This is a genomic window from Halodurantibacterium daqingense (assembly GCF_042666235.1).
GTDB classification, from domain to species: domain Bacteria; phylum Pseudomonadota; class Alphaproteobacteria; order Rhodobacterales; family Rhodobacteraceae; genus Halodurantibacterium; species Halodurantibacterium daqingensis.
In genome coordinates this window covers 23270-35410 of record NZ_JBHTFQ010000005.1, presented here as the reverse complement: position 1 = coordinate 35410, position 12141 = coordinate 23270, and the positions used below count along the sequence as shown (strand labels likewise).

Below are 12141 nucleotides of genomic sequence, written 5' to 3'. Positions count from 1 at the left end.
TCAGCCCAGATGCGCCATGGCGGAGTCGGGCGTGGCACCATCGTGCACAACCGCCATCAGGGCCCGGGTAATGCCGGCGGGATTGGTATTGTGGATCACGTTGCGCCCATAGACGATTCCGCGCGCGCCCTGCTTCATCAGTTCGGATGTCCGCTCAAGGATCTCGCGGTCCGAAACCTTGCCGCCGCCGCGCACAAGAACCGGGAGGCCCTGTGCGACTTCGATCACGCGATGATACTCCTGCACATCGTCGCAGGGATCGGCCTTGATGATATCGGCGCCCAGCTCGGCAGCCTGACGCACGAGCGGCAGAATAAGCCCAAGGTCGCCATTGACCATATAGCCGCCCCGCGCATTGTCCTGCATCACCAGCGGTTCGACCATCAGCGGCATGCCCATGACCTCGCATTCGCGCTTCAGCCTGTTGATGTTGCGAATGCACGCGCGGTGCAGGTCGGGCTGATCTGGCAGCAGCAGAAGGTTGACCACCACGCAGGCCGCATCAAGCACCACAGCCTGTTCCACCGGCCGGTCGATGAGTTCGGAAAAGAGGCTGCGCGGCAGCGGCGTGCCATAGACATTCGCGATGTCGGTGCGCAGCACCAGCGCCGGACGGTCCTTGCCGGGAAGTGCCTGAAGGATGGGCGCTGTGCCGGGAGGAAGCTGGATCGCATCCGGTCGCGCGGCCGCAACGAGGCGGATCGCCGCCTGCATGTCCTCGATTCCGCCCAGGAAGGACGCCTCGTTGAACATGCCATGATCTATGGCCACGTCGAAGCAATTGCCGGAAGGCCCGAACAGCCGGTTGATCCGGGCGCTTTTCATGACAGGTCTCCTTCCTGGGCACGAGACAGACGGAATTGCCGCAACCGGGGCAGGACAGCGCCCAGATCCAGGGCACGGCCTTCCCCGAAGCCGTGGTAAAGATCGGTGAAGAGATCCTGCAGCGCGTCATAGGTGGCGCGCGTCGCGGGATTAGGCCTGAAGACGCGCGCAGGCGGACAAAGCTGCGCTTGCGCACTGGCGACGTCCTGGAAATGTCCGGCGGCAAGAGCCGCGAAGATGCAGGCGCCAATCCCTACCGGCGATGAGGCGGGCACATGCACCTCGGTTCCCAGCACATCGGCGTAGATGCGGTTGAGCACCGGATTCTTCTGCGGAATCCCGCCCGCGTTGATCACCCGAATAAAGCGCGCGCCCTGGCCCATACGGTCAAGGATAAGGCGCACATGCATCGCCATTCCCTCGATTGCGGCATGCAGTTCGTCGGCGGCGGTATGGGCCAGATCCCAGCCAAGCGTGACCCCGCCGAGATCGGGGCGGACAAGGATCGTCCGATCACCGTTGTCCCAGACAAGGCGCAGAAGCCCGGTCGAGGCCGGGCCGTGGCCTTCGATCAGCGCCGAAAGGCTCGCAACATCGGTGCCGGCGCGTCGGGCAATCGCCTCGAAGATGTCGCCTGTGGCTGACTGCCCCGCCTCCACCCCCATCGCCCCGGGCAGGACACTGCCGGGCACGGCGCCGCAGATGCCCGCGACGGGCGGGCTGTCCGCGTTGATTGCGGCGATGATGCAGGTCGAGGTGCCGACCACGTTGACCACTTCCCCCGGACGGATGCCTGCGCCCACTGCATCCCAATGCGCATCGAAGCCGCCGAAGGGGATCGGGATGCCCGGGCGCAATCCAAGCTGCGCCGCCCATTGAGGCGCAAGATGTCCGGCCACCTGGTCCGAGGTGCCGAACCGGCCCGAGAGCCGCGCATTGATCCCGTCCAGCAGCGGGTCGACCGAGCTCAGGAAATCCTGCGGCGGCAATCCGCCCCAGCGGGGCGACCACATCCATTTGTGGCCCATGGCGCAGATGCTGCGGGGCAGGGCGCCAGGATCGGTGATCCCGCAAAGCGTCGCGACCACCATGTCGCAATGTTCCATCGCCGTGCCGAGCCGGTCGCGGGCGCCCGGGTTGTGACGCAGGAAATGCAGCAGCTTCGCATAGCCCCATTCATGGCTATAGGTGCCGCCGCACCAGTTCAGCGCCTCCAGCCCCCGGTCGCGGGCGGCGGCGGTGATCTCGGCCGCCTCGGCATGGGCGCGGTGATCGCACCAGAGGTAATAGTCGTCGAGCGGCTGCATCCCGGCATCGAGCATCACCACGCTCGACCCGGTCGTGTCGGCGGCAAAGGCCGCGATGGCCTGCCCGTCGATCCCGGCGGTGGCGATCCCCTCTTGCATGGCAAGGGTGAGGGCCTCCATATGGTCCGCATGGGCCTGCTGGCCCAGCAACGGGTCCGCCGCGCTGCGTTTGAGCGGATAGGGCGCGGTGGCGGTCGCCAGAACCTCGCCCGCCGCGCTGTCCATGATCGTCACCCGCACGCTGAGCGTGCCGAAATCCGCCCCCGCGACCAGTTGTGGTGCCGTCCCGGTCATGCCGGCTGCCCATAGGTCGCGCCGGCGCCGTGCTTGCGCAGGAAATGCCGGTCCAGAAGCGGCGCGGGGATCGGCGGCAGATCGGGGCGCAGCATCAGCGCGTGCCAGGCCATCCGCGCGACCTCTTCGAGGATCAGCGCGTTCAGCGCCGCCTGATCGGGGGTGCGGCCCCAGACAAAGGGTCCGTGGCCCGCGACCAGAACGGCCGGCACCTCAAGCGGGTCACGATCGGCAAAGGTCTCGATAATCACCGCACCGGTGGCCGCGACATAATCGCCCGCGATCTCTTCGGGCGTCAGGGGGCGGGTCACGGGGATCTCGCCGCGGAAATAATCGGCATGGGTCGTGCCGAGGCAGGGGATCGGCGCCATCGCCTGCGCCATGATCGTGGCAAAGGTGGAATGGGTGTGGATCACCGCGCCGATGCCCGGAAAGGCGCGGTAAAGCGCCAGATGCGTGCCAAGGTCGGACGAGGGCCGCAGCCGGTTGTCGAGGACCTGACCCTCGAGATCCGTCACCACCATCGCATCGGCGGTCATGCCGTCATAGGGCACGCCGCTCGGTTTGATCACGACGCGGCCCTGATCGCGGTCGATGCCGCTTGCATTGCCGAAGGTGGCGATCACCAGCCCGTGCTGAACGGTGGCGAGATTGGCCTGCAGCACGGCCTCTTTCAGGTGGCTGAGCGATGGGGCGGACATGCGGCGCGTCTCGGCTTTGCAGGGTTGCGGTCAAACGGGTTGCGCCCGGCCCCCCGATGCGGGGGCCGGGCCGGGGGATCAGCGGACGGCCGTCCAGCCCTGATAGGTATCGAGGTTCTCGGCCGTGATCAGCTGCGGTTCCAGCAGCACGGTGTCTTCCTCGGGGGTGTTGCCCTGGAAGAACTCATAGGCCATTTCCAGCGCCTGACCCGCCATCACATAGGGATCCTGCGAGGCCGACGCCTTGATGAGCGCGTTCGGATCGCGCAGCGCCTCTTCGATATCCGGGGCGCCGTCGACGCCGGTGATGATGAATTCCGACCGGCCGAGCTGACGCGCCGCAAGCTGCGCGCCGATCGCGGTCGGGTCGTTGATCGCAAACACCGCGTCGATGTTGTCGTAACGGGTCAGAAGGCCCTGCATCACGTTCAGCCCGCCATCGCGCGACCCCTGGCCGTTCTGGTCGGCCGAGAGGACATTGATGCCCTCATGCGCGCCGAAGACTTCCTGGCAGCCTTGCACCCGGTCGCGGATCGAGGACGATTGCGGGCCGTTGATGATGACCACATCGCCCGTGCCGCCCAGATGATCGACAATGTACTGGCAGGCCTTGCGACCGGCGTCGACGTTATCGGTCATCACGGTGACATCGGCGCCGGGGGCCGACACGTCAAAGGCCGCGACGACGACGCCCGCTGCCTTGGCACGGGCCACGGCGGGGGCGATTGCCTCGGCATCGACGGCGTTCAGCATGATGATGTCCATGCCGGCCGCGATGAAGCTGTCGATCTGCGACGACTGGCGGTTCAGGTCATAATCGGCAGAGACCGAAGTGACTTCCACGTTCGGGTTGATCTCGCGGGCGCGGTCCTCGATCCCCGCGATGGTCGCGACGAAGAACGGGTTGCCCAGAAGGCCGACCGAGATGCCGATCCGTTGCAGTTCCTGGGCGTTGGCGCTGCCCGCCAGAACCATCACGGCGGCGGCTGTCGTCATAAGTCTTGAAGTCGATCGCATGGTATCCTCCCGATGATGCGATGGTGGAAAGGGTCGGTTCAGGTCCGGGCGCCGCCCTGAAGGCGCAGCCGGTCAAGCGAGACTGCCACGATGATGACAAGCCCCTTGATGATGAACTGCCAGATGTCGGAGACCCCGCTGAGGATCAGCCCGTTCGACAGCACCGCAATGATCAGCGCGCCGATCAGCGTGCCCCAGATCGAGCCGACGCCCCCGACGAAACTGGTCCCGCCAAGGATCACTGCGGCGATCGCGTCAAGTTCATAGGCCTGGCCCAGTTGCAACCCGTTGGCCGCATAAAGCCGCGAAGCCGACATGACCCCCCCAAGCCCTGCCAGAAAGCCCGAGATGCCATAGACGAAAAGCAGCACCAGCCAGACCTTGATCCCTGTCAGGCGCGCGGCTTCCTGGTTGCCGCCCACGGCATAGATCCAGGTGCCCAGCACGGTCCGGCGCAGGATGAACCAAGAGATCACGATGACCCCGATCGCGATGATGGCAAGCCAGGGAATGCCGAGGAAGGTCGCATTGCCCATCGCCGCGAAGGGAAGATTTGCGTTGAACACGGTCGTGTCCGCCCCCATCAGCCGGGCGATCCCGCGCACGGCCGTCAAGGAACCAAGCGTCACGATGAAGGGGGGCAACCGGATGAAGGCGATCAGGCAGCCGTTGATCAGGCCGAAAAGAAGCCCCATCGCCATCCCGGCGGGAATACCCATCATGCCCCATTCGGGCGAGAGCGAAACGATCAGCGCCGCCATCGCCGCGGCCGAAAGGATTGATCCGACCGAAAGGTCGATCCCGCCGGTCAGGATCACATAGGTCATCCCCGCAGCCAGAACGATGTTGATCGAGGCCTGCTGCATCACGATCGACAGGTTGTTCGCGGACATGAAGCGCCCGCTGATCATCTCGAATCCGATGGCAAGCAGGATGAGCACCGGCAACATGCCAAGGGCGCGGACCAAGGTGCGCATCCTGGCGCGCCGGTCCAGCATGGACTGTTGGCTCGTGTCGGTCATCAGGGTGTCTCCTCAGCGGTCATTCTGCACGGGCTTATGCTGGTGGTTCGGGCACATCGGGGGCCGCCCCGGTGGACAGGACCATGATCGCTTCCTGCGTTATCGGATCCCCGGGTGCCGCCGTCACCTCGCCGGCAATGCGGCCGTCGCGCATCACGATCACCCGGTCGGCGACGCCGATGATCTCGGGCAATTCGCTCGAGATCATGACGATGGCCATGCCGCGCGCTGCAAGCGAGTCGATAAGCCGGTAAATCTCGGATTTCGCGCCCACATCGACGCCGCGTGTCGGTTCGTCCAGGAGGATCACGCGCGGATCAAGCTCCAGCAACCGTGCCAGCAGCACCTTCTGCTGATTCCCGCCCGACAGCGCGCCGGTCGTCAGGGCGGGCGAAGGCGCCTTGATCGCAAGCGCTGCCATTGCCGCGCGCGCCCGTTCGCCCGCGCGGCGAAAGTTGACAAGGCTGCCGGGACGCGCGTCGCGCTCCATCACGCAGATATTGACGTTTTCGGAAATTGTCATGTCAAGGAACAGCCCGAGGCCCTTCCGGTCCTCGGTCAGATAGACGATCCCCTTCGCCAATGCCTCGCGCGGGGCGCGGGGCGTGACCTCCTGCCCGTCGAGGATCACCCGGCCGGTCACAGCCGGATCCGCGCCATAGATCAGGCGTGCAAGTTCCGTCCGTCCCGAACCCACCAGCCCGGCGATCCCCAGAACTTCGCCCGCGCGAACCTCGAACGAGCAGTCGCGGACAAGACGCCCATCGCCCATTCCTTCGACCTGCAGCACGACCTCGCCTGCCGCGGTGGCCTTGTGCTCCTTCTTGTAGAAGGTGCTGAGATCGCGCCCGACCATCATCGACACAAGCCGCGGTGCCGAAAGCTCGGACCGGTCGAGTGTGCCGACATAGGAACCGTCACGCAGCACCGAGCAGCGATCCGACAGGCGATAGATTTCTTCCATCCGGTGGCTGATATAGACGATGGCGATGCCCTGAGACCGAAGATCTGCGATCACCTCGAACAGCTTTTCCGTCTCGCGGCTGGAAAGCGACGTGGTGGGTTCGTCCATCACGATGATGCGGGCCTTCGCCCCCAGCGCGCGGGCGATCTCGACCAGCTGCCGTTCGCCCATCGACAATGCGGCCACCGGCGTGCCGGGGCCGAAGGTAACCCCCAGGCGCCTGAGGATCGGGCGCGTCTCCTCGGCCATGCGCCTGCGGTTGACGATGCCGGCCGTGGCGTATTCAGCGCCCAGAAACAGGTTCTCTGCCACGGTGAGGTTCGGGGCAAGCGCAAGCTCCTGATAGATCACCGCGATGCCCGCGGCCTTGGCGGCCTTGGGATCACCGGTTGCCAAGGCCGCGCCCGCCACCAGAACCTCGCCTCCCGGATCGGCGATATAAGCGCCCGAGAGGATCTTCATCAGCGTCGACTTCCCGGCGCCGTTTTCACCCATCAGCGCATGAACCTCGCCGGCATGCAGGGTCAGCGACACGTCCCGCAATGCCCGGATGGAGCCGAACGTCTTGGAGATGCCGCGCATCTCAAGCACCGGGATCCGAACGTCCTGCACTACTGTCACGGGCGTGGTTGTGGCGGGCGTCATGGGGCGACCTCTCGGTCGGCGATGATGTACTCCACGCCCTGATCCTCGAGCATCCGGGCGTCGCTGTCCGACAGGCCATCATCGGTGACCAGCTTGCTGATCCGTTGCAACGGCAGCGCCACCGTTGGGGGACGTTCGGAAAACTTGCGGCTGTCCACCAGAACCACGACCTCGTTGGCAAGGCCGACCATTTCGTTGATGAAACGTACCAGAAGCGGGTGCGATTCCAGCAACCCCCGCGAACTGACCCCGAGCGCGCCGACAAAGAACTGCGATCCGTAAAAGCCCGGCTCGACCCGCACCGGGTTATAGAGCACCCCCGGTTCGCGGTGCAGATCGCCACCCCCGACTGTCAGCTGACAGGTGCCATGTTCGGCCAGATAGGCGGCAAGCGGCATGGAGTTGGTGAAGACCCGCACGTTGCGGTTGGCGATATGGGCGCCAAAGTGAAAGCAGGTCGAGCCGCCGTGAATGATGATCAGGCTGCCATCACGGACCAGTTCGCCCGCCTTCTGCGCGATGCGCTGCTTTGCGGCCACGGCGATGTCGCGATTGACGACAAAGGGCAGTGCCTTTGGCTTGCGGTCGGTCCGGCTGGTGAGGGCGGCAATTCCGCCGTGAACCTTCTGTGCCAGACCCGCGCCGTAAAGCTTGTCGATATCCCGCCGGATCGAGGCCGCCGAGACACCGATCTCGGCGGTCAGGTCGTTCACCGAGATGAAGGGCCTGTCTTCCAGTATCCGCAGGATCGCCTCGTGGCGTTGCCGATCGCGCATCACGTTCCTCCCCCATCAGGAGAATGATTGATTCGGATCAGGCTTGCAAGGAAATGTGCGTTTGGTGATCGTTTTACTTCGCGGATCTGCGTGCATTTTGCCATCTTGACGCCATGCGTCGCCCAGCGATGATCAAGGTGTGGCACAGGCAGCATGTGCTTGCCGGGATCCGGTCCGGGAATGACTCCGGTGCGATGAAGCCGCAGGGCCGCTTGGGCGCAGGTCGCGGCAGGATGGCCAGACTGCTTGCCGAGGCCCGCGGCGCCCTCCGCGGCAGGGCGGCGGCAACCATGCCTGTCGCTCCGGGCACCGTGCCGGCCGCTGCACTCGCTTCCGGTGGCGCAGGCAAGCACGGATCAGGCGAAGGCGGCAGGCGCGGGGACAGGATCGATCCGCATCATGCCCGATCTGACACGCTGCCATGAGGTCCGCCGGTCGAGGTGGGGGCCGTCCAGATCTTCGCAACATGGGCGGGCGGTGCCGCGCAGGCGCCGGTCGCGATGGATGACGGCATGCCGCAGTCATGGATGGCAGACCGCGCGGGGTCACCGGGTCCCGGCTTGCCGAAGCGGGGTGGCGCAAGGGCGGCCCATCCACGGCCTGTCGTTGGCCTCGGTTTCAGACGATATGCAGGTCCCGGGACCGGGCTGACAGGATCTGCGCACCGGCAGCCGTCACCACGGCGACTTCCTCCAGCCGGATACCGAACCGTCCGGGCAGATAGATCCCCGGCTCGATCGTGAAGACCATGCCTTCGCGCAGCGGTTCACGGTTCGTCGCGGTCACGTAAGGTGGCTCATGCACCTCGGTGCCAAGACCGTGCCCGACGCGGTGCGTAAAGAAGGCGCCATAGCCTGCGTCGGTGATCACGCCGCGTGCGGCATCATCTACCGCATGAACGGGAACGCCCGGACGCACAGCGGCCAGTGCAGCGAGCACCGCCGCCTCGACCACGGCATGCACCTCGGCATAGCCTTCGGGCGCATGGCCAAGGGCCGCCATCCGCGTGATGTCGGACACGTGGCCCCCGCGCCGCCCGCCGATATCGACCAGCACCACATCGCCCTCTGTCAGCGCCCGCGGACCCGGGTGATGATGGGGAAAGGCGCTGTTCGGGCCGAAGGCCACAATGGCGAATTCACATTGCGCGCCGGCTTTCGCAAAGGCATCACGCGCCACCTGCACCATCTCGCGTTCGGTCACGCCGGGGCGCAGGGCGGCGCGCACGGCGTCTTGCGCCGCGTCGGCGATCCGGGCGTTTTCAGCAAGAGCGGCGATTTCGCTCGCATCCTTGATCCGGCGCAGCGCGCCGACATCGGCTGCCGCAAGCCGGCGGGCGGCATTCGGAAGCGCATCGAGGATCAGCAGCGCATGATCGGCCCGCATCGTTTCGTCAAGCGCAAGCTGGCCCGGGGCAGGGCAGATCCGCGCGATCATCGCGGCCAGCGCCTGCCCGGGACCTTCGGCATCCTCCCATTCGGCAAAGGGCAGATCGCTGTGCTGGCGTGCCTCATTGGCGTTGAGTGCGGGCATCACGAAGCCCGCCGCATCGCGCCCGATCAGAAGCAGGCACAGCCGTTCATCGGGATGGGGCGCAAAGCCCAGAAGCCAGCGCATATGCGCCCCGGGCGCCAGTGCCAGCAAATCGGTTCCCGTGCGGGACATCTGCGCCTGAAGACGTGACAGGCGGTCCGAGGCGGAGGGCTGTGTCATGCGAGTGGCACCTTGGCGATAGCCGCAAGAAGCGTGGCGCGGAATTCGGCCACCAGCGCCTCGAGCCGTGTCACGCGGTCGGGGGTGAAATGGCCCGCGGCATCAAGCACGTTTACCGTGCCCACCACGCGGCCGGTGTCATCGGCAACGGGAATATTCATCGCCGCTTCACAGCCCAGGCTGTTGATCAGGGCGTGATCCCCGAAGAAGATCGCGAATTCGGGGGTGCTGTTGGCGACGAAGCTTTTGCCCTCGCCGATCACCCGGTCGGTCCAGGCGTCGTTGCGCATCGGCTTGGTGCCCGATGTCGGATATTCTGCCGGATGCGACGTGTAGGCGCGCCGTGCAAGCCCTGCGACGGGGTCAAGCACCGTTACGGTAAACAGCCGGGCACCACAGGATTGTTCCGCAGCGCGATGAAGGGCGGCAAAGACCGCATCCGGTTCTTGGGTCGTCATGATGTCTTCTCGGCAGGGGCCAGCAGGCGGTTCGGCACCGGCAACCGCCGGTGCGCGATGGCGGGTGGCGGACGGGCCGCCACCCGGGCGATCAGTTCTTCTCCACCAGGCGGTAGTAGACGAAATCCGAGTTGGAGCCGTTGACAAAGCCTGTCACCCGGTCGGCCATGGCAACCTGCTTGACCGCCTGGAACATGATGACGAAGGGCGACTCGCGCTGGATTTCGCGCTGGAGGTCCAGATACATCTCGTTCCGGCGATCGGCGTCCTGTTCGGCCAGCGCGGCCATGGTCAGGTTGTTGATCTCTTCGGGCGGCATCCAGGCGTTGCGCCAGGTCGTGGTCGAGACATAGGCATCGTCGGAATTGTCGGCGTTATAGGCGAAAGCCTTGGCATTCGAATGCGGATCCATGAAGTCGGGACCCCAGTACAGCAGCATCGCCTGATGGGTGCGGGCGCGGTACTTGGTGATGACCTGGGCGCCGGTGCCCGGCAGGATCTCGAAGTTGATGCCGGCGGGCGCAAAGGTCTGCTGGAGCGACTGTGCCATGTCATTGAACGGATTGGCGTTGATCACATCCAGCGTGACGGTGATCGGAAGCTCGACCCCGCCCTCCTCGAGGATCTGGCGCGCGCGCTCGGGGTCATAGGTGAAGGGCGTATCGGTCAGCGCCCCGGGGAAACCGGCCGGCCAGAAGGCCTGATGCACCTGCATCTGCCCCTGAAGGAAGCTGTCGGCCATGCCCTGATAATCAACGAGATAGCGCGCGGCTTCCCACAAGGCAGGATTGGTGAGGCTTTCCGTCTTCTGGTTGAAGGAAATCCAGTGCACCGCCGCCTGCGGGAAGGTCTCGACCCGGATCGCCTCGTTCGTGGCAAGGCCTGCAACCTGATCCGGCGTCAGGCTTTTCGCCATGTCCACATCGCCCGACTCCAGCAGCAGACGCTGGGTCGAGGCTTCGGCCACATGGCGGATCAGGATCTGTTCCATCGCCGGGGCACCGGCAAAATAATCAGGGTTGCGATCCATCATCAGCACTTCGCCCGGGCGGAAGGTGCGCAGCTTGAAGGGCCCGGTGCCGGCGCTGTTTTCATTCAGCCAGGCATGGCCCATGTCGCCATCGACCTCTTTGGCCATGACGGTTTCCATGTCCACGACCGAGGCCGGGCGGGACGCGAGCACGTTCAGCACGAAGGACGGCGCGAAATCGCCCGTCCAGCGGACGGTGACGGTGTTACCCTCGGTGGTCACCATTTCGTCGAAATTGTCGACGGTCCAGCCCAGGTTGCCCAGGATGAAGGCCGGCGCGCGGTCAAGCGCAATCACGCGGCGCCAGCTTCCCGCGACATCCTCGGCCCGCAGCGGATTGCCGGAATGGAAGGTTACCCCGTCGCGCAGCGTGAAGGTGATGGCGCGGTTCTCGGCGTCGATCTCCCAGTCCGTCGCGAGGCCGGCGGCCAGCGTCTCGGTATCGACCGCATCATACTGCACCAGCTGGTCATAGGTGTTGGTGACATATTCGCCCGAGCTGAACTCGTATGCCGTTGCCGGATCGATGGTCACGATGTCGTCGATGTTCTGCGCCACCACCAGCGCGGTATCGGGCGTCGCGGCCAGCGCCGGCGCTGTCGCGAGCGCCAGAAGGCTGACGGCCAGCGTGGTTCGGATGAATGACATGGTCCTCTCCTGTCCTTGGGTGCTGCGGGTTGTCCCGCTAGGTTTGATCGGGGCTGCCGATGATGCGCGGCGAAGTTCCGGTCCACAGAAGCCGGGCCGGACCAGCGCCGACATTGGCAAAGGAATGGGGCGTATCGCCCATGAAGTGAAGCGAGTCGCCGGGGCCGAGCAGGATCACCGCATCGCCCAGGGTCTGACGGATTTCCCCGTCAAGCACGAAGATCATCTCTTCGCCGGTATGGCGCGTCACCTCTGACGCATAGCCCCTGGGCAGATGGACGATCAGCGAGGACAGCGTACCACCAGGCAGATGCGTATCAAGCCGCTCGTAAACCAGCGAACTGTCGGCCAGCGAAAACTGGGCCCGCGCGCCGGCGCGGGTGACGGCATCGGCAGGGCGGGGAGCGGCGATGAACCAATTGACACCAACCCCCAGCGCGGCCGCAAGACTGGCAAGGGTGCCGAGAGAGGGCGTCGCCTTGTCCCGCTCGACCTGGCTGAGGAAGCCCACCGAGATTCCCGCTTCATCGGCCAGGGCCTGCAAGGTCAGCCCGGCCTTGCGCCGCAATTCCCGGATTCGGCCACCGAACTGCGGCGTCGGCGGCGTGTCCGAAGACTGGTGCAGGGGTCGCGACATGGCATCCTTTCGCGCGGTGCGGGTGGCCTTGGCGGAAGCTAGTAAAAATTTTTTGATCGGTCAAAGTTTTTTTGCTAAAGCCTGCGAAGCGCCCGCGACATCCC

General features: G+C 65.4%; 11 protein-coding genes. All 11 read right to left on the bottom strand.

The genetic code is table 11. The features are described 5' to 3' along the window. Positions 1-825 (bottom strand): class I fructose-bisphosphate aldolase, encoded by an 825-nt coding sequence (locus tag ACFQXB_RS10000; protein ID WP_377402958.1) that lies wholly within the window; start codon positions 823-825, stop codon positions 1-3. After that, positions 822-2426, bottom strand: coding sequence for a ribulokinase (locus ACFQXB_RS09995; protein ID WP_377402956.1), 1605 nt, complete (start codon positions 2424-2426; stop codon positions 822-824). The genes ACFQXB_RS10000 and ACFQXB_RS09995 overlap by 4 nt, the downstream gene beginning before the upstream one ends. After that, positions 2423-3127, bottom strand: coding sequence for an L-ribulose-5-phosphate 4-epimerase AraD (gene araD, locus ACFQXB_RS09990; protein ID WP_377402954.1), 705 nt, complete (start codon positions 3125-3127; stop codon positions 2423-2425). Before araD ends, ACFQXB_RS09995 begins: the two co-directional genes overlap by 4 nt. 78 nt (positions 3128-3205) lie before the next feature. Beyond that, the gene (locus ACFQXB_RS09985) at positions 3206-4144 is read right to left on the bottom strand and encodes an ABC transporter substrate-binding protein (RefSeq protein ID WP_377402952.1); all 939 of its coding nucleotides are present in this window, start codon (positions 4142-4144) and stop codon (positions 3206-3208) included. Positions 4145-4182: 38 nt separating this feature from the next. Further along, positions 4183-5166, bottom strand: a complete 984-nt coding sequence (locus ACFQXB_RS09980) for an ABC transporter permease subunit (protein WP_377402950.1) — start codon at positions 5164-5166, stop codon at positions 4183-4185. Between the two features lie 34 nt (positions 5167-5200). Further along, a complete protein-coding gene (locus tag ACFQXB_RS09975; protein WP_377402948.1) occupies positions 5201-6775 on the bottom strand; it encodes a sugar ABC transporter ATP-binding protein in 1575 nt (524 codons plus the stop codon). Continuing rightward, on the bottom strand, positions 6772-7551 hold the full coding sequence (locus ACFQXB_RS09970) for a DeoR/GlpR family DNA-binding transcription regulator (protein WP_377402946.1): 780 nt from the start codon (positions 7549-7551) through the stop codon (positions 6772-6774). The genes ACFQXB_RS09975 and ACFQXB_RS09970 overlap by 4 nt, the downstream gene beginning before the upstream one ends. Before the next feature lie 618 nt (positions 7552-8169). After that, positions 8170-9264, bottom strand: coding sequence for a M24 family metallopeptidase (locus tag ACFQXB_RS09965; protein WP_377402944.1), 1095 nt, complete (start codon positions 9262-9264; stop codon positions 8170-8172). Beyond that, positions 9261-9722: a GAF domain-containing protein gene (locus ACFQXB_RS09960; protein WP_377402942.1), complete on the bottom strand. Its 462-nt coding sequence runs from the start codon at positions 9720-9722 to the stop codon at positions 9261-9263. The genes ACFQXB_RS09965 and ACFQXB_RS09960 overlap by 4 nt, the downstream gene beginning before the upstream one ends. Before the next feature lie 91 nt (positions 9723-9813). After that, positions 9814-11400, bottom strand: coding sequence for an ABC transporter substrate-binding protein (locus ACFQXB_RS09955; protein WP_377402940.1), 1587 nt, complete (start codon positions 11398-11400; stop codon positions 9814-9816). Positions 11401-11437: 37 nt separating this feature from the next. Then, positions 11438-12037 (bottom strand): helix-turn-helix domain-containing protein, encoded by a 600-nt coding sequence (locus ACFQXB_RS09950; RefSeq protein WP_377402938.1) that lies wholly within the window; start codon positions 12035-12037, stop codon positions 11438-11440. Positions 12038-12141: the final 104 nt, after the last annotated feature.

Coding starts and splice junctions, on each gene's coding strand:
- ACFQXB_RS10000 (WP_377402958.1), bottom strand. CDS start 825: ATGAAAAGCGCCCGGATCAACCGGCTGTTCGGGCCTTCCGGCAATTGC.
- ACFQXB_RS09995 (WP_377402956.1), bottom strand. CDS start 2,426: ATGACCGGGACGGCACCACAACTGGTCGCGGGGGCGGATTTCGGCACG.
- araD (WP_377402954.1), bottom strand. CDS start 3,127: ATGTCCGCCCCATCGCTCAGCCACCTGAAAGAGGCCGTGCTGCAGGCC.
- ACFQXB_RS09985 (WP_377402952.1), bottom strand. CDS start 4,144: ATGCGATCGACTTCAAGACTTATGACGACAGCCGCCGCCGTGATGGTT.
- ACFQXB_RS09980 (WP_377402950.1), bottom strand. CDS start 5,166: ATGACCGACACGAGCCAACAGTCCATGCTGGACCGGCGCGCCAGGATG.
- ACFQXB_RS09975 (WP_377402948.1), bottom strand. CDS start 6,775: ATGACGCCCGCCACAACCACGCCCGTGACAGTAGTGCAGGACGTTCGG.
- ACFQXB_RS09970 (WP_377402946.1), bottom strand. CDS start 7,551: ATGCGCGATCGGCAACGCCACGAGGCGATCCTGCGGATACTGGAAGAC.
- ACFQXB_RS09965 (WP_377402944.1), bottom strand. CDS start 9,264: ATGACACAGCCCTCCGCCTCGGACCGCCTGTCACGTCTTCAGGCGCAG.
- ACFQXB_RS09960 (WP_377402942.1), bottom strand. CDS start 9,722: ATGACGACCCAAGAACCGGATGCGGTCTTTGCCGCCCTTCATCGCGCT.
- ACFQXB_RS09955 (WP_377402940.1), bottom strand. CDS start 11,400: ATGTCATTCATCCGAACCACGCTGGCCGTCAGCCTTCTGGCGCTCGCG.
- ACFQXB_RS09950 (WP_377402938.1), bottom strand. CDS start 12,037: ATGTCGCGACCCCTGCACCAGTCTTCGGACACGCCGCCGACGCCGCAG.